This is a genomic window from Acinetobacter sp. UBA5984 (assembly GCF_002429925.1).
GTDB classification, from domain to species: Bacteria; Pseudomonadota; Gammaproteobacteria; order Pseudomonadales; family Moraxellaceae; genus Acinetobacter; species Acinetobacter variabilis.
In genome coordinates, this window is the sequence record NZ_DJBE01000029.1 from 1 (window position 1) to 26650 (window position 26650).

Below are 26650 nucleotides of genomic sequence, written 5' to 3' on the forward strand. Positions count from 1 at the left end.
AATCTATTTCAGGACAAGACATACTTATAACGCAGCTTTTAAGTTACAGCCATAATTCATGGTCTGTTGAACCTGGCGATAAGTGGTATAACGATCCAGAATAAAAGTATAGAACTGATCGCTAGATGCAAAATTGGATTTCAGGTCTTCATTCTCGGCTTTAGGTAACTGGATCTTGTCGACCAGATTCAGATTATAATGCCCCAAGCGAAACATTTCGGCAAAATAGCCATTCATCATGTCGCAGTAGGCTACTTTACTGGATTTTAGAGCAGTCCGGCTGACAGGATGCTGGTTTAAAGTTTGCAGGTTATTCACATCCAGAGGCAATTGATGAGAAAAGGCAATGCTTTCTACTTTTTTAAATTGCTGAAAGTCCTGTGCCAACTTACTGTTTAGATCATCAAAACGTTGCTGTAATTCCTGTGCACTTTTAACCTGATATTTACCCGGATCTACTGCTACTTTCTGTTGCTCTGCTGAACACGCAGCCAATCCAGTTACCATAGCTAATGATGCCAGCCATACCTTCATATCTATACACTCGATCTAAATATTAGCTGTCATTATGCCTTAAACTTGGGTAAAGATTTTATTTAAAGTACTTTCTCATTCATATAACGCCAGTAGCGCTTAGGTACATACTGGATATGCAGTTTCATATTTTGTCGTGCCTGAATATTCACGCTTTTAAAATAATCTTTCCAAAGCTGATCATAGAGTACTTCTTCATCATCCAGTTCAATNNTCATCATAAATTAGCCAACGCTGGTCTTGGTAACGTTCCTTAAAATGCCGGGAAATAATCGGCAGTACATTAAAATCCGGTTTGACCAGACTGAGGAACAATCCATCTTTGGCTTTTTTGAAGCGGACAAAAGCTTCCATACGATGCTTTTCACGCCCGACCTGTTTGCACCATTGTGACATTCCGATGACTGCATGATGGCCATAATCTTTATCAACCGGCCGTTGGTTTTGAAACACATAAACTGCAAAATCAAATAGATTCTGAAATGCCTGTTCTTTTTCAGAAAGAAAAGCATAATAAAAGGCTTTTAAACTGCTGGATGATACTTTCTGTTTTAGGCCTTGCCAGACCCGCTGTCCCTGACTTTCATTCGAGGCCACATGAATAAAATCATCGAATAAGCCATTTTGTGCCTGCGGATTGGCAGTCACTTTGACATCAAATTCTTTAAATTCAAAAGCCCGAAAAACACAGCTTAATAAACCGGTCATGGTGCCATCAAAACAGTAGTGTGCCATTAAAAACCGAATCCCAGTTGAGGTGACAATTGTTGCTGATATTTGGATTGACCAGCTTGTAAAATCTGCTGGCGAATCTGCTGGGATTGCTGCTCCTTTTTAAATTTTGGTGTATCTGCACAGCGGATAAAATGCTGTGCCCGGTTATACGCCACGCCCATCCTTTTCAGTTGGTCAATATGAATCTGACCAAAACGGCGTGCCTGTACAATCTTTTTGGCAGAACGTACTCCAATGCCCGGCACGCGTAAAATCATTTTGTAGTCGGCTCGGTTAATATCAACCGGGAAGGCCTCAGGATGACGTAAAGCCCAGCTCAGCTTTGGGTCAATATCCAGATCCAGATTTGGATGCTGGTCATCTACAATTTCATCTGCTGAAAATCCATAAAAACGCATCAGCCAGTCAGACTGATATAGACGATTTTCTCTTAATAAGGGTGGTGCTGAGCCAATTGCGGGTAAGGCTTTTTCTTCGGGATTAATCGGAATATAGCCAGAAAAATACACACGTTTCAGCTTAAACTCCTTGTAGTGCCGATCAGCCATCAAAATAATATCTTTGTCCGTCTCACTATGCGCACCAACCACCATTTGCGTGGTCTGCCCTGCAGGAACAAATTTAGGAACGGATTTGATGATCTTACGTTCATCTTTCAACTGGATTAAACGGTCCCGCACAATTCCCAGATCTTTTTGTACTTCTGTATGGGTTTTCTCTGGGGCAAACTTTTGCAAGCCTGCTTCGGTCGGCATTTCCAGATTGATACTCATCCGGTCGACATATAAACCTGCTTCAGTAATAATCTCCTGTGATGCTCCAGGAATGGTTTTGAGATGAATATAACCATTAAAATTTTCTTCAAGACGCAACTTTTTCACCACCTGCAACATCCGCTCCATGGTGTAATCTGCTGATTTAAAAATTCCCGAACTGAGAAACAGCCCTTCAATATAATTACGGCGATAAAAATTCATGGTCAGATCGACCACTTCCTGCACGGTAAATGCAGCACGTTTTACGTCATTGGAACGACGAGAGACACAATAAGCACAGTCAAAAATGCAGACATTGGAAAACAGTATTTTCAGTAATGAGACACAGCGACCATCTTCGGTATAGCTATGACAGATCCCATTTCCGGTATTGCCCAAGCCTTTGTCTTTATTTTTGCGGTTGCTGCCACTCGATGAACAGGACACATCATATTTGGCGGCATCAGCTAAAATTTGTAGTTTTTCTCGGATACGATCAGACATGATTTCAGCAAGTTGTTGGCTAAAAACCTATTATAAATTTTCCCTGTTCTGCACTATAGCTTTGCTGTCTTTGTGACGACATCTCATGTCGTAAGAAATGTAAATGAACCGTTATCCATACAGCATTATTTCAAAATAAAATAACCAATATGATTTGCTTAATTCTGCGGCTATAGGCAAAGTAGATAGAGTAACAGGGAGCAAATCTATGTCTTTATTAGAAAAACTTGGAATAAAACATCCTATTTTTTTGGCCCCTATGGCAGGCCTTTCGACACCTGAACTGGCAGCGGAAGTTTCAAATCAAGGTGGTCTGGGTTCGCTAGGCTTGGGAGCCAGCAGCGTAGAATCTGCGCGCCAGCAGATTTTAAAAACTCAGGAACTTACAGACTGCCCATTTCAGGTTAACTTTTTCTGTCATGACAGCCAGCCTCTTGATGAAAACGTAGCTCAAGCCTGGATTGACCAGTTTAAAGATAAATTTGCTGAATACGGAATTAATCCACCCACTCAATTACACTGTATTTACCCAAGTTTTAAAGACAATGATGATTTCTTGAATCTGGTTCTGGAAACCAGACCATGTGCGGTCAGCTTTCATTTTGGCATTCCTCTTCCGCATCAGGTTCAGGCTCTAAAAGATGCCGGTATTCTGACGATGGTATCTGCCACCAATTTTGCTGAGGCCAAAGCCATTCAAGAGGCAGGGATTGATATCATCATTGCTCAAGGCATTGAGGCTGGAGGTCACCGGGGTATCTTTAGCACCAAGTTTGATGCCTCAGTCAAAACCTCTAATCTGGTCAAGTTAATAAAACAGCATTTTTCATTGCCGGTGGTTGCTGCAGGCGGAATCATGAATGGTGAACAAGCACGTCAGATGATGGACTTTGGCGCTGAAGCAGTACAATTAGGCACGGCATTTGTTCAGTGTAAATCTTCCAATGCCAATGACGCCTATCGTAAAGCGCTACTGTCCAAGCCGCTGACTCAAGTTAGTGCCAGCATTTCCGGCCGTCCAGCGCGTGGCATCATTAATCACTGGCATATAGACATCGACACTCCTGATCGTCTGGATGTACCTGCCTATCCATATACTTATGATTTGGCCAAGCAGTTACATGCAGCAGCGTCCAAACATGGTGATCAGGGTTATGGCGCGTTTTGGGCTGGTTCGAATGTGGCGCAAATTCGTGAGATGGAAGCCTCTGATTTAATTAACCAGTTAGTGCTGGAAATGAAACAAAAATAAAGCAAAATATAATTTTAGAACATAAAAAAACCTCTCCAAAGAGAGGTTTTTTTATATCGTTCTTTTAACGAGTCATACGATACCAAGCATCTTTGATCGCAAATTTCGCTTCTTCCCAATTCAAACGGGATTCCCCTTTTACCTGCTCCCATTTGGTTCGTAGTTCAGGTTCGGCATGTTCAAAGTCAGTTTGACGGTCATATAGCGGACGGTTTTCATAACCCACCCGATAAGCACCACGATAGTCGCGATCATAGTCTAGATCGCTGTAGGTGGTACGTGATTCAGTATAATACGGACGGTTGGTATGTTCGTTTCTCCAGTAATCATCTTCCTGCTTAATCATGTCCGGATGCTGATAATTATCTGCCTCTGGATGATTTTCTGGATGCTCGTAGTTATCCGTCTGTTTCGAATGATCAGGTGAAGCAATATCATTCCCTGCAATGCCGCCTACAACACCGCCAATGATACCGCCTACTACCGCCCCTGGAGGACCACCTACCAGACCGGCAGTTGCTCCAACTGCTGCCCCGCCTAAAGTACCTGCACTGGTAGCAAGTACATTATCCTCGCCTTCATTCATATCTGGCACACGAGGATTATCTTTTTGAGGTGAATTCAAATCTGGTCGAGCACTGGCATCTGTTGCATCTTGATTTAATGCGTCACTACGTTCCTCTGGTAATTCAGTCGAGGTTTTATTGCCAAAGTCTGTAACTGGACGATTGGTATTTGTCATTATAGATCTCCCTTGATCATGAGAATGAACAAGATTGAATAAACATCTTGCCATGCTAGAAATTCAGCTTAGAGCAATTTCACGTAAACAATGTCCATATCCTGTCCAGTTTCAGTGAACTTAATATGCGGCTATGTTCACTACAGTCTTTAATGTAACGGAAGCATATAAAATTTTAGCTATAAGATAAAAAAGGTACTGTATTTACTACAGTACCTTTTGAAATAAGTAGGAAATCTATCTTTTTATTTAGTTTCTAACAGATTCACCTGATCTATTTGTACATCGCTCATGATATGTCCATGTTCCAGTAATCCATTAAAATAGTTTTCCACCACTTTATATTGATCGGCGGTGTTTTCTACCTGATACATATTTTGACGGAATTCATTGCTGGAACGTAAACCTTTGGTATACCAGGCAATATGCTTACGCGAAATACGGCAACCTGAATATTCACCATAAAATTCATAAAGCTCAGATAGATGTCCTAATAATACATCTTTCACTTCAGCAATACTTGGCGCAGCAAGATGCTCTCCAGTTTCTAAATAATGTGCAATTTCACGAAAAATCCAGGGACGTCCTTGTGCAGCACGGCCAATCATGATGGCATCTGCACCTGTATAGTCCAGTACATATTTGGCTTTCTCAGGGCTATCAATATCTCCATTCGCAATCACGGGAATATTCAACATCCCTTTCACCTCCTTGATTAAAGAATAGCGTGCCGTATTGAGGTACATGTCTTCACGAGTACGACCATGTAATGCTAACGCTGCAATCCCCGCTTCTTCAGCACGTTTTGCAACTCGTAGGATATTTTCATGACCGTTGAGATAGCCCAAACGGGTTTTTAAAGTCACAGGAACATCAACTGCAGCAACGACTGCATCTAAAATACGTGCAACCAGATCTTCATCCTTTAACAAGGCAGAACCGGCCAGCTTATTACAGACTTTCTTTGCTGGACAACCCATATTGATATCAACAATTTGTGCCCCATTTGCAACCTGATAACGCGCTGCCTCAGCTAAGTCATGCGGATCAGAACCAGCAATCTGCGCTGAGATTGGTGCCAGCTCACCATCAAAATTTGCCCGATATAAGCTCTTTTTGCTCATGCGCAAGGTCTTGTCAGAAGTCATCATTTCACTGACTGCATGACCCGCACCGAAGTACTTGCATAAGGTTCTAAATGGACGATCGGTGACACCTGCCATGGGAGCGACAATCAAATTATTTGACAGTTGATAGGGACCAATATACATATAAATTCATCACTTTTCTGATGGGCATAGTATACTGCATCTGCCTTGTTCACTCATCTTTTCAATTTATTTACGACACCATGAACAAATATTTTGCTCAAGCTTTTTCTCTTAAGTCCTTATCCCTACTTGCTTTATCTATTAGCCTTGTAGGGTGTGGCAATGGTTCATGGTGGTCAAATGATGAACCAACTCTTGAAGTTGAACATATTCGCAAAGCCATTCCAGGTCGTGTCAGCCAGCGCGAATCCTGGGCACAAGATATTTATGACATTACTGACCAGCTCGGTATTCCACAAACTAAAGAGAATATCTGTTCAATCGTAGCAGTTGTCGATCAGGAATCTAACTTTAATGCAGACCCGGTAGTTCCTGGACTTGGTGAAAAAGCCGTTAAAGAAGTTCAGGAACGGCTGGAAGAAAAATTTAAAGATAAACTTGGTGAAAGTATCGGTGGAACAGTTGCAGGATATTTCCAGGATGTACTAAAAAACCATCCAAGCCCAGAAGACAATTATTTAAGCCAGATGCGCCGGGTCAAAACCGAACGTCAATTAGATGAACTTTATCGTGAAATCTTTGATTTCATGGCTAAGCATTATCATGTAAGCGCATTGACAGGTGCAGCTAAACTGTTTGGGCAAAATATTGGCGAAAAAATGAATCCGATTACAACTTTAGGTTCCATGCAGGTTCATATCAGCTATGCCAAGGAATATAAACGTCAAGGTGGTAGTATTGCTGATTTACGTAGTGACCTGTATAGCCAGTATGGCGGACTCTATTACGGGATTCATCGATTGATGATGTACCCTGCGGATTATGAAAAACCGATTTATCGCTTTGCTGATTATAACTCTGGGATGTATTCCAGCCGTAATGCAGCATTCCAGAGCATGTTAAATAGCTTAACCGAAGCTGAGTTGAGTCTGGATGGCGATTTACTACTATATACTAAAGATGGCGCGATTCGCTCACAAAAGAGTCAATCTGAACGAGAGCTCATCAGCGTTTTTGCAAAAAATAATTTTATTATTACTGAACGTCAGATTCGGGCTGACTTAAAGAAAGAAAAAGTTAAAGATTTTGAAGATACTATGACTTATCGTGGCATCAGTAAACTTTATCAAGAAAAAACTGGTAAAGAGCCAATCTATGCAATGATGCCAGAAGTCGTGATCTCAGGCCCAAAATTGAGTCGTGAGTATAATACTAACTGGTTTGCCAGCCGTGTCGATGGTCGTTATCAAACATGCATGCACCGCATCAAAAACATAAAACTCTAGCCTTATTTGATTTTGATGGAACCCTGTATCCTTATGACAGTTTTACAGGGTTCATTTTCTATGCCTTAAAGAAAAGGCAAATTCTGAAACGTGGACTTCGTATTCTGCCTTGGATTCAGGCTTACTATCTTAAGCTCTATCCTGCTCATGCGATGCGACCAAAACTGTATTACACCATGTTCAGAAATAGTCATGCGCAGGAAATTCAGCAGCTTGCCGAAGAATACGCACAGCGGCTTGTTTTAAGATTGAATCCCAAGCTCTTAAAGCAACTCAGACAACACCAGCAACTCGGGCATCAAGTCGTTCTCGTTTCAGCCTCGTTAAATTTATATTTAAAACCGGTTTGTACTTATTTAGGCATTGACCTGATTTGTAGTGAAGTAGAAATTCTGACAGGCGAAATGACAGGTTTATACAACACACCTGATTGTAGTAAGGATCAGAAGAAAAGCAGAATCTTGGAAAAATATAATTTAGAAGATTATGCTGAAATTTATGCTTATGGAAATAGTGAGGAAGATGAGGCAATGTTAAGCCTTGCACAGTATGCTTATTTAGAAGGACGAGATAAAGTACTTCCATTACTTGAAATGAATTTACCCAAGTCTGAACTTAAAATAATTAATTAAACTGAGAATAATAAAAAACCGCTATGAACAGCGGTTTTTTATTGAAATCTATCTTACTTCTTAAACGGAAACGCATATTTCACGATACGTTTAATCACGCTGCCATACTGTTTTACCAGACTGGCATTATTATAGTTTAAGCCGTATTTTTTACATACCGCTTCTACTTTTGGTGCCATTTGACGATAACGGCGTGCAGGCACATCTGGATATAAGTGATGTTCAATCTGATGGCTTAAATGTCCAGTCAAAATATGAAACGCTTCAGAACCGGTTAAGTTTGAAGAACCACGAATCTGACGCATATACCAGTGACCACGGCTTTCATTTTCCATGACGGCTTTCGGAAACACTTCTACATCTTTAGTAAAGTGACCACAGAAAATAATACTAAAAGTCCAGATATTACGAAGACCATTTGCCACCAGGTTACCTGTCAATACCGGTAATGCTGCAGGACCTGCAATCAACGGAAAGAATACATAATCTTTGAATAATTGCTTACCAATTTTACGCTGCATTGGCTCCCATTCTTCAAGAGTTTGTTCTTTGGTTTTACGGCCTTTGAAGTATTTACCCAATTCAAGGTTTTGAATGGCTACGCCCCACTGGAATAATAAGCAAAATGGAATACTGTAAATTGGCTGTAATAAATAGCCTGGTTTCCAGCGTTGCTCAGGGAATAAACGCAACAAGCCATAACCAATATCATCATCCATACCTTTAATATTGGTATAGGTATGATGCTTGAAGTTATGGGTTTGACGCCAGTTGTCTGAAGTTCCGACAATATCCCACTCGTAAGTCTGGCCATTGAGCTTCGGATCATTCATCCAGTCATATTGACCGTGCATGACATTATGACCCAGTTCCATATTTTCCATGATTTTGGCAAAGCCTAATAAGCCTGTACCCACCAACCATGCTGGCGGAAACCAGCCTGCGAATAATAAGGCACGACCTGCAATCGATGAATAACGGATGCTCGAATATACGCGACGGATATATTTGGCATCTTTTTCACCTAAATCATCCAGCACTTCCTGCTTGATGGCATCAAGCTCACGTGCAAGTTCATCTAGCTCAGATTGGGTCAGTTCACGGTTTTTAGGATTTTTAAAATACTGTAATTTTACTGGCATATTCATAGGATAAAACTCGCTTATAAGTCGATGACAAGGTCAGTCTGCGCTGAGTTAACACAAATTTTTAAAAGATTACCTGGCTCGGTATTTTGTGCGCCATTGACCAGATTCTTGGTTGAACCTTCTGCTTTATTACAGGCACATTTATTACAGATGCCCATACGACAGCCATGGGTCGGTCGGATATTCTGCTGTTCCAGACTCACCAGAATCGACTGGCCTTTAGGAATCGTGACAATTTTTTTCGATTGAGTCAGGGTTACATTGACAAAACCAGTATCAGCTTCATCATTCAGACTCATGCTGAAAGCTTCACTTTTGAACAGTTTTGCTGAAGCAAACAGTCGTTCTGCAGTCGCAACAAAACCTGATGATCCACATGCATAGACTGTGCTGTGTTCCAATGCCTGCAATTGATCTAGATAAGATTCATCAAGACGCGGCGCAGCCGGTTGTTCCTGAGTTGCAAATACCTGATAAGAAAAGTTTGAAAACTTTTGTGCCAGCTCTTCAAAACGCGCAATGAAAGCAGCATCCTGATTTTTCTTGACCCAATACCATAAAGTTACTGGTGCAACCAATTCAGCTTTATCTTTTAAAGCTTCCAGTATACTCAGCATTGGTGTAATACCACTACCCGCAGCAAGCAAAAGCAATGGGCTGCTCTGTTCTGGCAAAGTCATGTCACCGAAAGGTTGACCGAATTCAATGATATCGCCGACTTCAGCCTGTTCAGCAAACCAGGTGGTAACCTTACCTGCATTCACTTTTTTAACCGTCAATAAAACATGCTGCTGATCAATACGGGTCAGACTATAGCTACGTTCATAACGAATGCCGTTCACCACCACAAATACAGGATGATGCTGGCCCGCCTGACCGAACTGGAATAAATGATTGACACGAATCGTCAGACTCAGCATATCCTGCGCAGCATTTTCTTTGCGCACGATCTTGCCTAAGGGCTGATTCATCGACCATAGAGGATTTAATTTCTGCATCCAGAAATTAATCGCATATGGATCAATCACACTCTCTTTCAGCGTATTTAATGGCGTTTTAAGCTTTTCGAGTACAGGCATCGTTTTAGACATCACCTTGGATTTTTAATTATTATACACTTGTATATATATTTGTATATACACTTGTATTGTTTCTAATCATTTCACAAGCTGGACTGCCTTCGTTATAATGTGTTAATGCCTTTTACTAATCACCTCATGAATGAGCCTTCAATGAAAATAAGCAGTGACGCGTCTTTACCATCGAAAAGCATTGATGAGCCCATTATTGTCCGTAGTGTGGGCCGTAAAGCGATCATTACCAAGGAAGAACTGTTTCAGGCTGCTTTAAACCTGATTGGACCACAAAAAAGTATTTCATCTTTAAGCTTGCGTGAAGTTGCCCGTGAGGCTGGAATTGCTCCGAACAGTTTTTATCGTCATTTTAAAGATATCGATGAACTGGCGATTGAATTGATTGATCGTGCCGGGATTGTGCTGCGTCAGATTCTCAATGAGTCCCGCCTAAAAGCATCGAAACAGAATAGTATTATCCGTAGTTCTGTCGAAGTCTTTATTGCCCAGCTGGATGCTGATGAAGGCAATTTAAGCTTGTTATTACGTGAAGGCTATACCGGTTCAAAATCTTATAAACAGGCAGTCGAACGCCAACTGAATTATTTCCAGCAGGAGCTTCAGGAAGACCTGATCCGTCTGGAACGACTTAATAATAAAAAATTATTTCATCCCGAGATTGCTGCCAGAGCGATTACCCAACTGGTATTTAATATGGGAGCCAATGTGATCGATATGGCACCTGAAGACCGTAAGGAAATTGCGGAACAAACCATGATCATGATTCGCATGATTCTGGAAGGTGCCCGTCATCTGGATCAGTCTCAGATCCGTTAAACCAGCTGAAAAAAGACTCTTAGTGAGTCTTTTTTATTATCAAGATTAAAGCTCATTCAATTTAGCTTTAACATGGTTTGCTGTCACTTCTGGATGTTCTAGTGGAAACATATGTCCGCCCTGCACTACTGAATAATCTACCCGATAGACCTTATGCATGCCTTGTGGTAAACCTTGCTGATAAAACTGGCTGCGCTCTGCTGTGATTAAATGTATCGGGACCTGTGGTGGTTTTCTTGGTGTACGCCACCACCAGGCCGGTACAGTCCGGAAAATTTCTGCCTCAATCTGTTTCGGAATAGCTAAAGTTACCCCTCCACGCTCTTGATCAGGCACAGTCCCGCTTTCAATATAATCCTGAAAACATTGCTCATCAAAATGCTTAAACAGACGATTCGATCTCAGCGCTGCAACGGCGTCCTGTTTAGATGGCCAGTAATCCTTACGTTTTAGGGTAATACCTGCCGGAGTGAAGCGGTCAATACTTTTTAAGTTGAACTTTTTCACGACTTCAAACAATGCACTATTTTTCCCAATTACGAAAGGTGGATCCATGATCACCAGTTTGGAAAATAAATCCGGACGTTGATAGGCTGCCATTAAAGTTACCAAACCACCAAATGAATGTCCCAGCCCAATCACCTTTTGATCCGGAGATTGCTGCTGGATATCCTGTATCACTTCATTTACTAGATAACGCCAGTCTTTGGTAATTGGATAGGCTGGATTCATCCCGATCAGCGGAATCGCCTTGACCTGATATTCATCCTGAAAATAATTTAAAAACTTCCGATAGCTTGCCGATGGAATGCCATTGGCATGAGTAAAATGCAAAACCTGTTTCATTATTTTCTTTGATCATTTCTTTATAAAGCCTGATAGAAGCTTAATATTAAAATATGAAATTCCACAGGATCTAAATCACCAATCTATGACCTTTAAGTCACTTTCAGTCTAGATCGACATATGGTCCATTATTTTTTAGAAATAGCCAGATTTTGCATCGGTAAAAAAGTGGCTCCACAACTGGCTTTATCTCCAGCAATGATTACAGCCCTACCTTTGACTATTGTAGATAAATCACTAGCAATTGCAGTAACCGTAGTTTGACACTTGGGACAGTAATGCTTCATGCCATTCAGATGCACTGCCATACCATTAATTAAAAAAGAGCTCTCACATTCAGAGACCATACCGCCATGGCTGGTTTTCGCGCCAATAGTGATCAATGCTTTGGACATGGTATTTTATTTCTTATTCTTAGGTGTGCTGATTTTAAACAATACAGAAAATATCAGCTAGCACAGCCCGACCAAGCACTTAATGAAGATTTAAATTTCAGTCATAAAAAAGCAGCCCGAAAGCTGCTTTTTAATTCATTAGACCTTTATGGCTTAACCACGACCATTACCTGAATTGCTTCAGGTGTTACGGATAAACCTTCTAACAAACTCAAACCTTCTTTCTGCAATTTCTGTAAACGTGCGATTTCATCTTCACGGATACTTGGGTTGAACTGTTTTAAGTAAGTCAGACGGTCAATTTCATACTGCCATTTATTACCATACACTTCTTTAGCCTGCTGCTTGAAGTTTGGTAATGCTGAACGAGCCAATTCCAATGCTTGTTGATAACGCGCTTCAATTACTTCACGGCGCGCTTTCACTACCTGACGGCAACTATTGCCATCTAAATGATGTAGATATGGTTTCAGGATTTCAGGCGCAATCTTCTGAGACAAGTCCTGACCTTTTTCACTCAGCAATACACGGATCAGCTGTTGTGGCAAGCTTGATGGCAAGTTTAGTGCTTTTGGTGCAACCACATCAACCTTGAACCACACTTCCATCAATACAGAACCTTGTGGTAACGCTGCAGACTTTAAGACTGCAACATTGGTACTACCAAAGCCCTGAGTATTGATCATTTCCATCACGCTTTCAGTGAATGGATGTTCTAGGGTCAAGTACTGTGCATCTTCACGGATTTGAGCCTGGTCACGATAGAAAGTGGCTGTCATGCCCTCTTCATCCAGGGTTAAACCTTGTACCTGCATCTGATCCGTTGGCTTGATGATCACCGTACCATTACTTTGTTCATCAAAATCGATATTGGTCGATGCCATGAAACGCTTCATGAACATTGGCAAGGTGGTATTGTCATCATAGTCTTCAAGCGCATTAACAATTTCCTGTGCCACGACGGGGCGGCAAGAATTGTACTCAAGCAGACGGTCACGACCTTCCTGCAACTCAGCTTCCAGTGCTTCACGTTGTACGCTAACTTCTTCCAGCAGATCTTCAAATTCCTGTCCTTTATCTGCCAGCAGGCAATCTTTCAGAGCAACAATAAAGTTTTCTTGCAGCGTTTGTGCAGTTGGAGAAATGTTGCTGAAAATATTCAGCGCTTCGTTATACCAGCGGAACATACGTTCTTGCGCAGTACCCATCAGATAAGGCACATGAATCTGGATACGGTTTTCCTGACCGATACGGTCCAGACGACCAATACGCTGTTCCAGAACATCCGGGTTGGCTGGCAAATCAAACAGGATCAAGTCAGATGCAAACTGGAAGTTACGGCCTTCTGAACCGATTTCAGAGCACAATAAAATCTGTGCACCATAAGATTCTTCAGCAAAATAAGCCGCTGCCTGGTCACGTTCCAGCAGACCCATGCCCTCATGGAACATGGCAGTACGTATACCTGCATGCAGACGTAATACATTTTCTAGCGCTTCAACCACTGGACCACTACGCGCAATCAGCAATACTTTTTTATGCTTCAGATCAGTACGCAACTTTTCCATCAACCACATTACACGCGGATCAGTTTCCATCCACGAGCCATCGAGTTGAGATTCTTCCGGCCACATTTGCTCACGCAATTTACCATCTTTAGACCAGTTTTCTGGCGCTGGTAATGGTGCTGGCTGACAGTCACGGCCCGGGAAGCCCTGAATTGCCTCACGGGTATTCCGGAACAGGATACGGCCTGTACCATGACGGTCTAGCAATTCATGAATCGCACGGAAACGTTGCTCTGGGGTATCTTCAATCGCATGACCAAGCAGGCTTTCAATCGCAGTGAAATGCTCTGCTTCAAGTGGCAGATCTGACATCAACACTTCAGCGATTTTAGCGGTATGCTGATACTGCTCTTCTTCATCCAGGAAACGGTCCAATGAACTGAAACGTTGCGGATCAAGTAAACGTAGACGTGCAAAGTGAGATTCTACACCGAGCTGTTCTGGTGTTGCAGTCAATAACAATACGCCCGGTGTTTTCTCTGCCAGCTCTTCAACCAGATCATAACGGTCATTGCCGCCTTCTTCATCAGACCACATCAGGTGATGCGCTTCATCGACAACCAACAGGTCAAAGCCTGCTTCAATCGCCTGTTCGCGCAGATCTTCGTGATCCACCATCAAGTCCACAGAAGCAATAATGCGCTGCTCAGTCAGGAACGGATTTAAATCAGGATCATGCTCTTTAATCGAGGCAGTACGCGCCAGATCAAATAGAGAGAATTCAAGATTGAAACGACGACGCATCTCAATCATCCACTGATATTGCAGTGAATCTGGAACCAAGATCAGGATACGTTCAGAACGGCCAGTTTTAAGTTGCTGATGAATGATCAGACCAGCTTCTATGGTTTTACCCAAGCCAACTTCATCCGCCAGTAAAACACGCGGTGCAAAACGCTGACCGACTTCATGTGCGATATACAACTGGTGTGGAATCAGACCTACACGCGAACCGACCAAGCCACGCAATGGACTGGTTTGCATATTCGCTTGCATCAGCAAGGCTTCAATACGCAGGTCATACCACTCTTTATAGTCAATCTGACTGGCCAGTAAACGGTCTAAAGGTTTAGACAACTGGATCGTTGCGCCTACACGGGTTTCATTTAAAGCTTTACGTTCTTCTGTGCCATCTTCAAGAGTACGGACCACGTGATAACGCACTACGCCATTGCGATCTTCAACTGACTCAACGGTCCAGATCGTACCTTCCTGATCTTGCAGCTCGTCATTTGCATTAAATACGATACGAGATAAGGGTGCGTTACTGCGAGCATAGACGCGAGTTTCATCGCTTTTTGGGAATAAAATGCTGACCGATCGCTCATCAACATCAATGAGAACCCCTAAACCGAGTTCTGTTTCAGTATCTGATAACCAACGTTGACCAATAGCAAATTGCTGCAATTTTTCCACCTTTATCTTAAGTACAAGATTATGAATATCAGGCTCAATCACGAAACGTCATTTGAGCAAAATTTCACACCTTCAAGCAATGTATTTTGACATAAAGCCCACTAAAAAGTGAGCATAATTCACGTCGATTAAACAAGTATTTCCTAGAATTCAGCCGGACAATTAAATTCAACTAACTCTTCTGTTTTAGGATGATAAAAACTTAAACGCTCAGCATGTAAGCATAGACGCGGACTAAGCTGTTGCTGCTCTGGCGTTGCATATAAGGTATCGCCAATAATCGGATGTCCGAGATATTGCATATGTACACGGAGTTGATGTGAACGACCGGTAATCGGGGTCAGTTTCACCCGGGTCACAGCTTGCCCCTGAATTTCAAAATGTTCGATGGCCTGCCATTCTGTAATAGCCGGCTTATTATGATTCGGTTCAGCAATATGCAGTGGTGGACGGCTTGGATCATAAATGACAGGCACATCAACTGTACCCTTGCCTTCTAATGTTCCAGCCACGATGGCCTGATAGGTTTTATCGGTTTGGCGTTCCTGGAACTGGCGGGAGATGGATTTTTGCCCTTCACGGCTTAAGGCAAATACTAAGATACCGGAAGTATCTCGATCCAGACGGTGGATCAGTAAAGTTTTAGGTTCTAATTTGATAAGGCGATTGATCAGGCAATCTTGTAAATCTTCTGTTTTACCGGGCACTGTGAGTAAGCCTGCAGGCTTATGGATGACCATAAAATCTTCATCACGATGTATCAGATGTTCGGTTAGAAAATTACTCAAAGTTCAATCCCACGCTGATCGCGAAAAACAAGGCGGCCATAATAGAAAGCTTGAGTGATAATTACAATGCGCATTTATGTAAATGGTGATAAAATTTCCGATTATTTTAAGAAAATTACCCAATTACCGATCATCGACGTGCAGATTGCATTACAAAGCTCACTAAATCATGTAATGACGGGTGTTCCAGCACATCTTCATAACGTAGATCAGCACCATGCGCACGCCATGTGCCAACCAGACTCACTACCGCAACCGAGTCCAGTCCATACTGTTTTAAGTCAGCATAAGGATCAATTTCCAGCGCATCCATATCCAGCTGTTCAGCTACTGCTAACATGATGCCTTTGGTTGACAATACATATTCTGACGACGCACTCAGGTTCCACAATCGGGTCAGACTATAGCTATTCATATGATGCAAACCTTGTGCCGATATATTCTCAATCCACTGGATATGCTGTTCCTGACTAGGCATCAAAATTGCATCATTAATTATGCAAATTTGCTCTGTCACACTTTGCAGATGTGGCAGGATCTGTTTCAGCATCGGTGTAATCTGTCCGGCGAAAATCAGTTGTGAATGAGTTGAAGCATATTCTCCAAGTTGCTGCATACCTTGCATTAAATCATCGCCATACAAATCAACGATTGGAATATCGAGTGCTTTGGCTTTATTACTGATCTGGATCAGATGAGTTATCAGGTCGCTGTCTTGTATGCCCTGCTGCATACGCAAGTTTTGCAATCCGACTAAAACCAAAACAGATTCATTTGATGTAAGCTGCCATTTGGCTTGAGATGGCGCGAGTTGGATTTTTTTGGGCATGGGGTACAGCATGGGAAGCTCTTATAAATACAAAATAGCATGATGATTCATGCTATTTTAGTTTAGCATCGATTTAAAAAACACTTTGATTTTACAGAGGTTTATTGTTCTAATTTCGTATAACCACCATTATGTTAAATGGGTAGTCTTAATATTAAAATTGGACGTGTCTTTAGTGAGTGTTGGTCAATTTCACTTAGAATATATTTGTATTTTTCTTTTTTACATTCAAGCAATCTAGTATTTGGATTAAATGCTATTTGACCATTAGTCTGAGGTTTAGCATATAAAAATAGAATTGTATCGGGGATGTTTTTTGCCTTATTCCATACTTCATAATAATCAAACTGACTGATCCTTAAATAATTTTTTGTTAGTGATGAACATACATAGTTCATTTCTTTTGATTGAAAATTATCTTCTTGAGTTACACAAGCTGTGCATAAGATAGTTAAGCAAAGGATACTGACAAATTTATTCATAATGACTGAAATATAATTAAGTACATTTTCTGCATATTAATTTTTTGATATAAAGATATACAGACACAATTTTCTTAAAAAAAAGAGTACAGATTTGGCTTTCCATTATCAAAATTTAGCTGATCAAATTGCTAAGAAAATTACTTCAGGTGAAATACCGCCGAATCACAAACTGAGTTCGCTACGATCTTTTGCACAGCATCATAATGTCAGTATAACTACAGCCAAATCTTGCTATGAGTTATTAGAGTCTAGAGGTTATATTTTCTCTAAGCCTAAAAGTGGGTACTTTGTAAAAAATCTTCCCAAACTTATAGACTTACCAACTTACCCAGAATTTAGTTCACACCCACGTAGCATCACGAATTTAGAACTACAAAATGAAATACAAGAAGCTTCTATTAATCAATCGAGAATACACTTGGGCGCTATACAGCTCTCTCCCAAATTGATCCCCACAGAAACATTAAGAAGGTCTGTACAACGTGCCCTAAAGCACAGTGTTCCAGAAGATTTTCTTTATAGTGATAAACAAGGACATCTTAAACTACGTCAAGCTTTATCTAATCATTGGGCTGAAGATGGAATTTATATTCAGGAAGATTCGATTTTTATAACTCATGGCTGTATGCCAGCAATATCTATAGTTATCCAACTTTTAACTAAGGTGGGAGATAGTATTATTGTTCCGACACCAAATTATAATGGACAACAATTATTACTTGCTAATTTAGGTCGTAAAATTGTAGAAATACCAGCCTTTAATACAGGGATCGATCTGCAACGTCTTGAAGAAATCATGGCTGAATCTGGAGCTAAAGTTTGTCTCCTTACCGTCAACTATCACAACCCTCTAGGCTTTTGCCTTAGCAATGCTGATAAAGAAAAAATAGCTCAGCTTGCTGCCAAATATCAATGTTTTATTATCGAAGATGATATCTATTCTGAATGTGGTCATTCCACATTAAGACCATTGCCTATTCAGTACTGGGATAAAGATGGGTACGTATTCCTTTGTAGCTCTATTTCAAAATCTTTATCTCCTGCATATCGGATAGGCTGGCTGTGTTTGCCATCCCAACAAGAATATCGTAGAAGCAATCTCCTTTCGTTACTAAGTCTTGTAAATACCCCATTACAACTGGGTTTAGCGGATTTTATTAATTGCCGAGCATATAGAAACCATCTCAATACACTGAGATATACATTGCTGAATCAAGTTGAAGAATATAGATCCTTTATTAGTCAGAATTTTGCAGATTTAGAGATAAAAATTACACAACCTCAAGGTGGTTATGCCTTATGGATTCAACTGCCTAAAGGTATTAATGGTCTAAATATGTATAAGTTTGCTAAGGAGCAGGGCATTAATATTGTGCCAGGTGAAGTTTTTGGAGAGGATCAAAAGTATTCTAATTTTATAAGAATAAGTGCAGGATATCCTTTAAACAAATATATACGGCAGGCTTTAATTATTTTGAGAGATTGGATTAAATCTCAATGCTAGATTAAGAATTTCTAAAATTAACATAATACACCTTATACGAAATTATTTTGATTTCCTTTTTAAATCATAACTTTATTGCATATAGACAAGCCCTCTCATTAGCGATTGGGCTTTTTAGTTGATATTTCACGTTCCACGCTTCATTTTGGAACATCGTTGGATGATTTTATTAAATTGAGCTGATCAATTTCTATTTTGGATTAGCTTTGCTTAGCCAAAAACTTCTCAATCGCCTGCTGTGCAATCTCAGCATCTTGTAAAGACTTCACTCCAGAAACACCCATCGCACCAACCAACTGACCCTGATACAGAATCGGCTCACCACCTTCTAACATCCCAGAAAAAGTATCCATCGTCAGAAAGCCCATTTGCCCACCTTTGATAATATCTTCAAACAGCTTAGACGGACGGCGACTAATGGCAGAACACCTTGCTTTTTCCAGGCACAGGTTTGCTGTCATCGATGATGCATCATCCATAAGCTTCATTGCCAGCAAATTACCAGTTTCATCGACCACTGCAATACTAACATTAAAACCCTGCTCTAACGCATATTCATAGGCCTGATTTAATAAGAACTCAGCATCGCTTAAGGTCAAATAATGTTTGGTTTTCATCAAGATTTTCCTAATTTTTAATATAAATCTCCCCCTAGCCCCCTCTTTTAAAAGAGGGGGAACTTAAATTTTTAAGCTTAAGATTTCCCTCCTTTTCCAAAGAAAGGTTAGGGGGGGATTAAAAACTTAAGCTTTCATTTCAGCAAAAGTTTCTTTAGCCACTTGAATCGTAAATTCAATATCTTCATCACTATGCGCAGCTGAAATAAATCCTGCTTCAAATGCAGATGGAGCCAGGTTCACACCACGACTTAACATGCCATGAAAGAATTTTTTGAAGGCTTCAACATCACACTTCAGCATTGAATCAAAGCTGGTGATGTCTTCCTGATCCGTGAAGTACAGGCCAAACATACCGCCCACTTGTTGAGTCTTGAATGAAATACCAGCTTCATCCGCTGCTGCTTGTAAGCCTTCAAGCAGTTTTTCCAGTTGAGCAGTCAGTTTTTCATAAAAACCTGGCTCACGCAGATGTTTAAACATCTCGATGCCGGCACGCATTGCTAGCGGGTTACCCGACAAGGTACCTGCCTGATACACGTTACCTAGTGGCGCGATGCATTCCATCACTTCACGCTTACCGCCAAAAGCACCGACTGGCAACCCTGCACCAATAATTTTACCCAAAGTGGTTAAATCAGGAGTCACACCATAATGTGCTTGAGCACCACCAAGACCCACGCGGAAGCCTGTCATCACTTCATCGATAATGAAGACTGAACCATGCTCATCACAAACATCACGTATCGCTTGCAGAAAACCATCAATCGGTTTCACCAGATTCATGTTCCCTGCCACTGGCTCAACAATCACACCCGCAATTTCAGAGCCAAACTTGGCAAAGCATTCTTTTAAAGTGGCAATGTCGTTATAAGGAAGAGTTAATGTATGTTTGGCAAAATCAGCAGGTACACCCGCAGAAGTCGCTTCACCTTCACCTTTAGTTAACAGGCCAGAACCTGCTTTTACCAGCAACGAGTCAGAGTGACCGTGATAACAACCTTCAAATTTTACGATTTTGTCACGTCCGGTATAACCACGCGCCAAGCGGATCGCAGTCATCGTTGCTTCAGTACCGGAATTGGTCATACGCACCAGTTCAATGGATGGCATGATGTCGCAAATGATATCTGCCAGAGTCGTTTCATGCACGGTTGGTGCACCAAAGCTTAATCCATCTACTGCTGCATCTTGCACCGCTTTAATAATCTCAGGATGTGCATGACCCAGAATCATTGGACCCCATGAACCTACATAATCCACATAGCGCTTGCCATCGACATCGTACAGATAAGCACCTTGGGCTTTCTCGATAAAGATAGGCGTACCACCCACGCCATTGAAGGCACGTACAGGTGAGTTGACGCCACCCGGAATATGTTTATTGGCTTGTTTAAATAGTTGTTCTTGCTTTGGAGATAAACTCATGAGAATCACTCAACTCAAAAATACAATAAGAAATAAAAATTAAGCTTGTTCAGCAAACAGTTCCGACCAGTCATACACACGTTGACCGACAGTTGACATTGAGCGACCCAATACATCACTAATGACTGCACAAAGGTCGGCGCCGGCTTCAATGACTTCTTTGCCGTTTTCCACCGTCAAACCGCCAATAGCACAAATCGGTACATTTAATCTACTTTTGGCCTGTTTTAAGGTTTCCAGACCAATATTACCTGCTTCTGGCTTGGTATCAGTCGCATAGATCGCGCCAAAGGCCACATAATTAGCCCCATCAGCAATGGCTTGTTCAGCAAGCTCAAGTGAATTATTACAACTGCGGCCAATCAATACATTTTTGGGCAAACGTTCAACAGCTTCCTGAATTGAGCCATCATCCTGACCCAAATGCACGCCTACGCCATATTTTACTGCAGTTTCTAAATCGTCATTAATCACAAATGGAACTTTGTACTGTTCGCACATTTGTTTCATATATTCGATTTCGTAAGCCTGATCTTCTTTCGCTACTTTTTTACGACGATACTGAAGTACCGCAACTTCATAAGTCGCCATTGCACCTTCAAGTTTTGCCAAGAGAAGTTCAATAGGATCATCATTGGTAATTAAATACAAACCGCGCATGACTGCCGCCATTCAAAATACATACGCTATTATAGGCATAAATGGGCGAGTTTCCTCATCCTAAACACTGAATAATACCCAATTCAGGTATTAGATTATTATTTGTACTTTTTATACAGGTGATTGATCAATATCCCTATTTTCAGTGATAGGCGGCTGTCAAAATTTACGTTTTAATGGTTTTATAACAATAATGATAAAGTGTTAATGCTTACGCCCTCCGACAAACGCTTTTAGGATTTTGCAGATAACTTAGTGGAGAAGTTGCAAAATTCTGAAAGCGATTTTTTTATGTCCGAATTTTACAATTCCTGTTTATAAAATTGCTCGAATACCATTAGTCAAAAAACTCAAAGAAAACTTCAAAATACCCAATTTCAGGGATAGGTCTACACCCATTAAAGGATTTAAATAAGTTTGAACACAACAAATAAATAGAAAAGCAAAAGCTGTGTTTTATCTACCAGATCCTTTCTAGCTTTGGGTAAACCGTTTATGGGGAGACGTGTCAAAGCTAGAAAGGATCGACCCATCTAAGCAAAACCGACCATCTTATCTTTCGAACTTGCCTCATTCATCTCGTGAATATTTTCTAAATCATTCAGATAAATTAAAAATACGTCAATGCACATCTTTCTATTTTTTTAAATATAAAAAAAGCCCGGAGAAGGTCGCTCCAGGCTTGGAAAACTGATTTATTCAGTGAATTATACTCTTTGATAAAATACTGAATAAGCAATAAAACAATTAATAGAATAATAACTCTACACTTGCAAGTGTTTTTATCGTTTTTATTGCAATACTTAAGCATAAATCCGATAAAACGTCATAAGCCCTAACTTGGAATTTTGTCGTGCTTACGATCGACCAAGCTCAGGTTACCACGTAATACATCAGCAAACATACGCCAGTCTGAAATAAAACTGTAAAGCGGTTGTTTAAAGCTGGCCGGTTTATTCTTTTCAAAAATGAAATGACCAATCCAGGCACATGCATAACCTGAGAGTAGTCCATAGGCCAGATATTTGGCTTTACGCTGACGAAGGGCTTTGCTAAAAAAATATAAACCGATACTACTGCCGGCGACATGCAAACGGCGGCTCATAATATGGCGATGCTCGGTTAGATAAAACCGGTAAAATTCATGATAATCATGAATCGGCATTTGTGGAGAAGTCAATACTGCAATCTCATTGCTCGGCTGCACCTGTGCATTCATTATCATCATCCTGATCTTTTTTCTTCACCTTAGCGCATAATTTAGGCAATTAAAAGTACCTTTATTTTCATGCAATTCAGTACCTGAATTTGGCTTAGATATTGAATTGTCATGCTTTCAGCAAAAACTGGTGAATGAGATCGGCATGTTAATTTTTCCATTTCCATTTTTTTTTCAATCGGTCAAGTCTTACATCAGATTGGTTTTTCGTTACAATCAGCCGCTCAAAAGTCTAAAAAATATTTCCATTTCATATCGGAATTTCATGCAAGCGAATAAAAATTCAATTTATTTTTTAATATTTTTCAATAAATTGAATAGACAGGATGATTATCATGGTTGAAGTTGAACTCAAGTTCCAGATTCCCGCGGCACGCCGTACTGCCCTGCTTAAGGCACTTGATCCCAAGAAATCTCAACAGATCCAGCTTCAAGCCAAATACTATGATACTGCAGACCGTCAACTGGCCCAGCATGGAATTGCCCTACGTCAGCGATTAGAAGGCAGTCGTTGGGTTCAGACGTTAAAAGCGGCAGGTAAAAGCCACATTGAACGTTTCGAGCATAATCATGATCTGGGTGAATTAGAACAGTCGCCTGAGCTGGGCCTGAGTATTTACAACCACTCTGCTGAAGCGCAAGCCTTGCTTAATCGCGCTTTAGGTGATCAGTTTGACCAGCTGCAACTTCAGTTTGAAACCGATATTGCCCGTACCTTGCGCGTGATTGAATATGAAAATACGTCAATCGAAGTCAGTCTGGATATCGGCTGTATTCGCACTCCTCATGCTGAGCAGGAGGTGCATGAAGTTGAATTCGAGTTAAAGCATGGCTCAATTCAGGATTTGCTGGCCTTTAGTTTTGAATGGGTCAAAAAATATCAGTTGTGGCTGGATGTACGTAGTAAAGCAGAAATCGGGAATCTGTTAGCGACTAATCAGAACGTAAGTCCTGCTACTTTTGCCAAAGAATTCCAGATCAGCAAAAAAGATAGTGCAGGCAAAAACCTATGTCATCTGGTGGCCCAGCAAATGCAGCACTTATTGCCCAATATCGCGGCAATCTCCGCGCAAGTGGCAGAACAGGAACATATTGATCAGGCACAACAGGCCTTAGATCATCTCTATCTGACCCTACTTTTGTTTAAAGATTGGCATCCTCAAGTTTCAGACAAATGGGCGCATCAGCTTGCCGCATTTAAACACCAGTTTGAACATCTGCAACATTTACAGCACATGCAAAACACTCTGGCTGGTTTCCTGCAAAATCCTACAACCGCAGAGAACCTGACTAAAGATATCCTTTATGCCAAAGAGAAGCTGGGCAATCTGGTGAAGTCCACCCAGAATGTGCATCACTATCTGGAATTGCTGGTCTTTAGCTTAAGTACAGATGAAGCTAAGTCGCAGGAATTGAAATCTGCAGCGCAAACTAGCCTGCAGCAACAATACAAAGTTTTGCAGGAACAGATGAACCAGACTGATATTACGAATTTTGAAAGTCTGGATCAGCTAGCAATTCGCATTCAGGAATTAAAATTCAGCTTCCCGATTTTGACCACAATTTATGATGTCAAAAACCTGCAAAAATACAGCAAGGCTTTAAATGATGCACAGCAGGCAGCCAATGAATATCAGACGCTAGCCTCTTCTGCAGTCTATATTCAACAGACCGAGCTGGAAGCCAGTGACTGGTTTGTGCTGGGTTGGTTGACCGCACAACAGGAAGTCTATGCACAAAAATTACTGGAAGAGACAGAACAGTTTCTGGTCAGCCGCAAATTCCTTAAATAAGTATTTAACTGACTTTCAAAGCACGCTACGGCGTGCTTTTTTGTTGCACAAGCACATCACAATACTTTTGTTGTTTGGTCTATATTGATTGTTATGAGCTTCATCGAGAAGGAATGGCCCGATGGCAGAAATCGAACTCAAATTCCAGATTCCGCAAAGTATACGTCACCAATTCGAACAAGATTTTCAGCAGTACGTGCCGACTCGACATCATTTATGTGCCAAATACTTTGATACTTCCGATCAGCAGTTACAGCAGCACAAAATTGCACTCCGGCAGCGTCTGGAAGACCGTCAATGGTTTCAGACCTTAAAAGCACCGAGCCAGCATCAGTTTGAACGCTTTGAACTGGAAGAAGCATTGGATACTGCACCGGATAGGTGTGATTTAAAAGTTTATAGCAAGCATAAACAAGCTCGGAAGATTCTAAAACAGGCACTTCACACCCTAGATACGACTCTGTCTCTACAATTTGAAACTGATGTAGAGCGGGATCTTTGGGTTGAAGATTACCGAGGAAGTCAGATTGAAATTGCACTGGACAGAGGTGAGATTCGTTCTAAAGGCCAAACTTTGGACATTTATGAAGTCGAATTTGAGCTTAAAAGTGGCAGACTTAGTGACCTAATTGATTTTGTTAAACCCTGGATTCAACGCTATCAGTTATGGCTGGATGTACGCAGCAAATCTGAACGTGGTTATGCCCTGTTGAATAATGAAACTGATCTTCCGGTCCAGCATCAAACAACTTTAGAACTCGCAGCTAAAGACGATATTCATCATATCTTGCAAAAAATTATCACCAACTGTCTGACTCACCTGTTTCCTAATGCGACGGCGATTGCGCTAGAGAATTACAATAGTGACCATGTGCACCAGGCCCGCGTCGCTATCCGGCGTTTACGCAGTGCCTTAAAAATCTTCCAGCCCTATCATCAGGATTTACCAGAGGAATGGCAGGATCAGTTACGAAATATCTTCCAGCAATTAGGTTCTACCCGGGATCGCGATGCTTTGGCTGAAAGTCTGCTTCCTCAGCTAGAAGCGGCAGGTTCACCAGTATTGCAATTACCTCCAGCCCAGCAGGATCAGGCGGATATTAGTCAACTATTCAGAAAGCCCGACACGATGGAGCTAATACTGGAGCTGTTACGTTTTAGTCAGGATCAGAGTGAAAAACAGCAAAAGTCCTCACATAAAATCCTGTGTAAAGGACTCAGTAAATTGCACCAGAAAGTCTGTGCAGATGCAGAGAATTATCAGGAACTGGATATTGAATCGCGCCACCGAACCCGCAAGCGGGTTAAACGCTTGCGTTATAATGTGGAATTTCTGCAAAGCCTGTTTCCTGAAAAGGAAGTCAAAAGATATCTGAAAGCGCTAAAACCCTTACAGGAAACTTTGGGTCATTATAATGACCTGTTTGTCGCAGAAAGCCTGTATAGACCTTATGCCAAAAAACACGCCAAGGCATGGTTTGTCATCGGGTGGCTTACTGCAGAACAGCAGCATCTGTCGAAACAGGCTGCCGAGCAGTTACAGAAATTTTCTCACACCAAACCATTCTGGCAATAGATAAATAGGCAAAATCGCTCTAGCGATATTTGCCGTACACTTTCCAGGTATTGTTATCAGCCAGCGGATCGCTATAACTATCGCTGCGCTGCTTACGCGGCTTATCACGGGCATCAACCAGCTCAAAATGTGGTTCAACACTCAGGACGATTCCATTCACATAAAATCGAGTCCGAGTGTATTCACTTTGACCATGCTGGAACACATAAGTACGCAGATCTACAAATTCACGATGTGCCACCAAAGCCGCCGTCTCATCACTATCTAGCCAGCGTTGCATGGCCTGAATCTGTTCCGGTTCAAATTGTCCACATTTTTCAATCAGGCTGGCAATACCACGAAAGGTCTTGGATTCTTTAGCACGGGTTTTATTAATCCGGATGCGGTCCACATGAAAATAGAATAAGGGTAAATTCAAATGACTTGGCAAATGAATCGCATCCAGGACTTCATCTTCCATAAAAGGCTGAAACAGGTCCTGTGCCCTTTCAATCAACCCCAGCCATTGCTTGTAATATTCTTCGACCTGCGACTTGGTGCCATAATAAATTGGCAATCCTTCAACATTGGCCAGATTTGCCGGTGGCCAGATATTCTGGCGCAATAAGGCAATATCACTTTTCAGGCTCTGTACCGCAATTGCGTCTTGCATGAGATTCACATTTTTATTGCTTAGGCTATTTTTAGATTAAGGCAAAGGTTTAGTTTCTGCAAGGCTTTGCCTATAATTAGTGATTAAGATTTTATTATCAGGAAA

General features: G+C 41.3%; 24 protein-coding genes and 1 pseudogene. 7 read left to right on the forward strand and 18 right to left on the reverse strand.

All coding sequences use genetic code 11. The features are described 5' to 3' along the window. Positions 1-24: 24 nt before the first annotated feature. From B3J29_RS04320 to B3J29_RS04330, 3 genes and pseudogenes are all read right to left on the reverse strand, one after another. A complete protein-coding gene (locus B3J29_RS04320) occupies positions 25-534 on the reverse strand; it encodes a hypothetical protein (RefSeq protein ID WP_104426233.1) in 510 nt (169 codons plus the stop codon). 62 nt (positions 535-596) lie between these two features. Then, positions 597-1269 (reverse strand): annotated as a pseudogene (locus B3J29_RS04325) (TIGR03915 family putative DNA repair protein). Beyond that, positions 1269-2528, reverse strand: coding sequence for a putative DNA modification/repair radical SAM protein (locus B3J29_RS04330; protein WP_175967365.1), 1260 nt, complete (start codon positions 2526-2528; stop codon positions 1269-1271). The pseudogene B3J29_RS04325 and the gene B3J29_RS04330 overlap by 1 nt, the downstream one beginning before the upstream one ends. Positions 2529-2736: 208 nt before the next feature. On the opposite strand from B3J29_RS04330, the gene B3J29_RS04335 reads away from it, so the two are divergent. Then, on the forward strand, positions 2737-3780 hold the full coding sequence (locus B3J29_RS04335) for an NAD(P)H-dependent flavin oxidoreductase (RefSeq protein WP_005235156.1): 1044 nt from the start codon (positions 2737-2739) through the stop codon (positions 3778-3780). A 64-nt stretch (positions 3781-3844) separates the two neighbouring features. On the opposite strand, the gene B3J29_RS04340 is transcribed toward B3J29_RS04335, so the two are convergent. Both B3J29_RS04340 and dusB read right to left on the reverse strand, forming a co-directional pair. Further along, on the reverse strand, positions 3845-4522 hold the full coding sequence (locus B3J29_RS04340) for a hypothetical protein (protein ID WP_175967363.1): 678 nt from the start codon (positions 4520-4522) through the stop codon (positions 3845-3847). 245 nt (positions 4523-4767) lie between these two features. After that, entirely contained in the window at positions 4768-5793 is a 1026-nt protein-coding gene (dusB, locus tag B3J29_RS04345) for a tRNA dihydrouridine synthase DusB (RefSeq protein WP_175967361.1), read from the reverse strand. Positions 5794-5873: 80 nt separating this feature from the next. Here dusB and B3J29_RS04350 point away from each other — a divergent pair, with 80 nt between their 5' ends. Together B3J29_RS04350 and B3J29_RS04355 are read left to right on the forward strand one after the other, a co-directional pair. Continuing rightward, a complete protein-coding gene (locus B3J29_RS04350) occupies positions 5874-7079 on the forward strand; it encodes a DUF1615 domain-containing protein (protein WP_175967360.1) in 1206 nt (401 codons plus the stop codon). Beyond that, on the forward strand, positions 7046-7711 hold the full coding sequence (locus B3J29_RS04355; protein ID WP_005235152.1) for an HAD-IB family phosphatase: 666 nt from the start codon (positions 7046-7048) through the stop codon (positions 7709-7711). Before B3J29_RS04350 ends, B3J29_RS04355 begins: the two co-directional genes overlap by 34 nt. A gap of 53 nt (positions 7712-7764) precedes the next feature. Here the strand turns inward: B3J29_RS04355 and B3J29_RS04360 are convergent, their stop codons facing one another. Then, the gene (locus tag B3J29_RS04360) at positions 7765-8859 is read right to left on the reverse strand and encodes a fatty acid desaturase family protein (protein WP_175967358.1); all 1095 of its coding nucleotides are present in this window, start codon (positions 8857-8859) and stop codon (positions 7765-7767) included. A 14-nt stretch (positions 8860-8873) separates the two neighbouring features. Continuing rightward, positions 8874-9938 (reverse strand): ferredoxin reductase, encoded by a 1065-nt coding sequence (locus tag B3J29_RS04365; protein WP_175968205.1) that lies wholly within the window; start codon positions 9936-9938, stop codon positions 8874-8876. Between the two features lie 153 nt (positions 9939-10091). On the opposite strand from B3J29_RS04365, the gene fabR reads away from it, so the two are divergent. Continuing rightward, positions 10092-10769 (forward strand): HTH-type transcriptional repressor FabR, encoded by a 678-nt coding sequence (gene fabR, locus B3J29_RS04370; RefSeq protein WP_175967356.1) that lies wholly within the window; start codon positions 10092-10094, stop codon positions 10767-10769. A 45-nt stretch (positions 10770-10814) separates the two neighbouring features. Here the strand turns inward: fabR and B3J29_RS04375 are convergent, their stop codons facing one another. The 6 genes from B3J29_RS04375 to B3J29_RS04400 all read right to left on the reverse strand — a co-directional run bounded on the left by B3J29_RS04375 (position 10815) and on the right by B3J29_RS04400 (position 17093). Next, positions 10815-11615 carry an alpha/beta fold hydrolase gene (locus B3J29_RS04375; protein ID WP_175967354.1) on the reverse strand — a complete coding sequence of 267 codons (801 nt, stop codon included), beginning with the start codon at positions 11613-11615 and terminating at the stop codon, positions 10815-10817. Positions 11616-11743: 128 nt separating this feature from the next. Then, positions 11744-12010 carry a PAAR domain-containing protein gene (locus B3J29_RS04380; protein ID WP_005235145.1) on the reverse strand — a complete coding sequence of 89 codons (267 nt, stop codon included), beginning with the start codon at positions 12008-12010 and terminating at the stop codon, positions 11744-11746. A 146-nt stretch (positions 12011-12156) separates the two neighbouring features. Further along, positions 12157-14994, reverse strand: a complete 2838-nt coding sequence (rapA, locus tag B3J29_RS04385) for an RNA polymerase-associated protein RapA (RefSeq protein WP_286964474.1) — start codon at positions 14992-14994, stop codon at positions 12157-12159. 143 nt (positions 14995-15137) lie between these two features. Next, positions 15138-15734 carry an RluA family pseudouridine synthase gene (locus B3J29_RS04390; protein WP_171065463.1) on the reverse strand — a complete coding sequence of 199 codons (597 nt, stop codon included), beginning with the start codon at positions 15732-15734 and terminating at the stop codon, positions 15138-15140. A gap of 178 nt (positions 15735-15912) precedes the next feature. Beyond that, a complete protein-coding gene (locus tag B3J29_RS04395) occupies positions 15913-16623 on the reverse strand; it encodes a phosphopantetheine-binding protein (protein WP_214001357.1) in 711 nt (236 codons plus the stop codon). Positions 16624-16745: 122 nt separating this feature from the next. Next, complete coding sequence (locus B3J29_RS04400) at positions 16746-17093, reverse strand: hypothetical protein (protein WP_286964476.1); 348 nt, start codon at positions 17091-17093, stop codon at positions 16746-16748. Between the two features lie 94 nt (positions 17094-17187). Here B3J29_RS04400 and B3J29_RS04405 point away from each other — a divergent pair, with 94 nt between their 5' ends. Next, positions 17188-18600, forward strand: coding sequence for a PLP-dependent aminotransferase family protein (locus B3J29_RS04405; RefSeq protein WP_175967348.1), 1413 nt, complete (start codon positions 17188-17190; stop codon positions 18598-18600). A gap of 200 nt (positions 18601-18800) precedes the next feature. Here the strand turns inward: B3J29_RS04405 and B3J29_RS04410 are convergent, their stop codons facing one another. The 4 genes from B3J29_RS04410 to B3J29_RS04425 form a co-directional block, all read right to left on the reverse strand. After that, on the reverse strand, positions 18801-19217 hold the full coding sequence (locus B3J29_RS04410; protein ID WP_286964478.1) for a GlcG/HbpS family heme-binding protein: 417 nt from the start codon (positions 19215-19217) through the stop codon (positions 18801-18803). Positions 19218-19343: 126 nt separating this feature from the next. Continuing rightward, positions 19344-20645 (reverse strand): glutamate-1-semialdehyde 2,1-aminomutase, encoded by a 1302-nt coding sequence (gene hemL, locus B3J29_RS04415; protein WP_175967346.1) that lies wholly within the window; start codon positions 20643-20645, stop codon positions 19344-19346. 39 nt (positions 20646-20684) lie between these two features. Continuing rightward, a complete protein-coding gene (gene thiE, locus B3J29_RS04420) occupies positions 20685-21305 on the reverse strand; it encodes a thiamine phosphate synthase (RefSeq protein ID WP_175968203.1) in 621 nt (206 codons plus the stop codon). Between the two features lie 835 nt (positions 21306-22140). Continuing rightward, positions 22141-22524, reverse strand: coding sequence for a DUF962 domain-containing protein (locus B3J29_RS04425; RefSeq protein WP_175967345.1), 384 nt, complete (start codon positions 22522-22524; stop codon positions 22141-22143). A gap of 335 nt (positions 22525-22859) precedes the next feature. Between B3J29_RS04425 and B3J29_RS04430 the strand changes: the two genes are divergently transcribed. Continuing rightward, the gene (locus B3J29_RS04430) at positions 22860-24317 is read left to right on the forward strand and encodes an inorganic triphosphatase (protein WP_175967344.1); all 1458 of its coding nucleotides are present in this window, start codon (positions 22860-22862) and stop codon (positions 24315-24317) included. A 121-nt stretch (positions 24318-24438) separates the two neighbouring features. Beyond that, positions 24439-25893 (forward strand): CYTH and CHAD domain-containing protein, encoded by a 1455-nt coding sequence (locus tag B3J29_RS04435; protein ID WP_286964482.1) that lies wholly within the window; start codon positions 24439-24441, stop codon positions 25891-25893. A gap of 19 nt (positions 25894-25912) precedes the next feature. On the opposite strand, the gene B3J29_RS04440 is transcribed toward B3J29_RS04435, so the two are convergent. Next, entirely contained in the window at positions 25913-26545 is a 633-nt protein-coding gene (locus tag B3J29_RS04440; RefSeq protein ID WP_004786345.1) for a hypothetical protein, read from the reverse strand. Between the last annotated feature and the right edge of the window lie 105 nt (positions 26546-26650).

What these genes read in the sequence shown, in the direction of transcription:
- B3J29_RS04335 (WP_005235156.1), top strand. Translation starts at nt 2,737, where the DNA reads ATGTCTTTATTAGAAAAACTTGGAATAAAACATCCTATTTTTTTGGCC.
- B3J29_RS04330 (WP_175967365.1), bottom strand. Translation starts at nt 2,528, where the DNA reads ATGTCTGATCGTATCCGAGAAAAACTACAAATTTTAGCTGATGCCGCC.
- B3J29_RS04430 (WP_175967344.1), top strand. Translation starts at nt 22,860, where the DNA reads ATGGTTGAAGTTGAACTCAAGTTCCAGATTCCCGCGGCACGCCGTACT.
- B3J29_RS04320 (WP_104426233.1), bottom strand. Translation starts at nt 534, where the DNA reads ATGAAGGTATGGCTGGCATCATTAGCTATGGTAACTGGATTGGCTGCG.
- B3J29_RS04390 (WP_171065463.1), bottom strand. Translation starts at nt 15,734, where the DNA reads ATGGTCATCCATAAGCCTGCAGGCTTACTCACAGTGCCCGGTAAAACA.
- hemL (WP_175967346.1), bottom strand. Translation starts at nt 20,645, where the DNA reads ATGAGTTTATCTCCAAAGCAAGAACAACTATTTAAACAAGCCAATAAA.
- fabR (WP_175967356.1), top strand. Translation starts at nt 10,092, where the DNA reads ATGAAAATAAGCAGTGACGCGTCTTTACCATCGAAAAGCATTGATGAG.
- B3J29_RS04440 (WP_004786345.1), bottom strand. Translation starts at nt 26,545, where the DNA reads ATGCAAGACGCAATTGCGGTACAGAGCCTGAAAAGTGATATTGCCTTA.
- B3J29_RS04355 (WP_005235152.1), top strand. Translation starts at nt 7,046, where the DNA reads ATGCATGCACCGCATCAAAAACATAAAACTCTAGCCTTATTTGATTTT.
- B3J29_RS04380 (WP_005235145.1), bottom strand. Translation starts at nt 12,010, where the DNA reads ATGTCCAAAGCATTGATCACTATTGGCGCGAAAACCAGCCATGGCGGT.
- dusB (WP_175967361.1), bottom strand. Translation starts at nt 5,793, where the DNA reads ATGTATATTGGTCCCTATCAACTGTCAAATAATTTGATTGTCGCTCCC.
- B3J29_RS04425 (WP_175967345.1), bottom strand. Translation starts at nt 22,524, where the DNA reads ATGAATGCACAGGTGCAGCCGAGCAATGAGATTGCAGTATTGACTTCT.
- B3J29_RS04365 (WP_175968205.1), bottom strand. Translation starts at nt 9,938, where the DNA reads ATGCCTGTACTCGAAAAGCTTAAAACGCCATTAAATACGCTGAAAGAG.
- B3J29_RS04350 (WP_175967360.1), top strand. Translation starts at nt 5,874, where the DNA reads ATGAACAAATATTTTGCTCAAGCTTTTTCTCTTAAGTCCTTATCCCTA.
- B3J29_RS04340 (WP_175967363.1), bottom strand. Translation starts at nt 4,522, where the DNA reads ATGACAAATACCAATCGTCCAGTTACAGACTTTGGCAATAAAACCTCG.
- B3J29_RS04410 (WP_286964478.1), bottom strand. Translation starts at nt 19,217, where the DNA reads ATGAAAACCAAACATTATTTGACCTTAAGCGATGCTGAGTTCTTATTA.
- B3J29_RS04435 (WP_286964482.1), top strand. Translation starts at nt 24,439, where the DNA reads ATGGCAGAAATCGAACTCAAATTCCAGATTCCGCAAAGTATACGTCAC.
- B3J29_RS04360 (WP_175967358.1), bottom strand. Translation starts at nt 8,859, where the DNA reads ATGAATATGCCAGTAAAATTACAGTATTTTAAAAATCCTAAAAACCGT.
- B3J29_RS04400 (WP_286964476.1), bottom strand. Translation starts at nt 17,093, where the DNA reads ATGAATAAATTTGTCAGTATCCTTTGCTTAACTATCTTATGCACAGCT.
- B3J29_RS04395 (WP_214001357.1), bottom strand. Translation starts at nt 16,623, where the DNA reads ATGCTGTACCCCATGCCCAAAAAAATCCAACTCGCGCCATCTCAAGCC.
- B3J29_RS04375 (WP_175967354.1), bottom strand. Translation starts at nt 11,615, where the DNA reads ATGAAACAGGTTTTGCATTTTACTCATGCCAATGGCATTCCATCGGCA.
- thiE (WP_175968203.1), bottom strand. Translation starts at nt 21,305, where the DNA reads ATGCGCGGTTTGTATTTAATTACCAATGATGATCCTATTGAACTTCTC.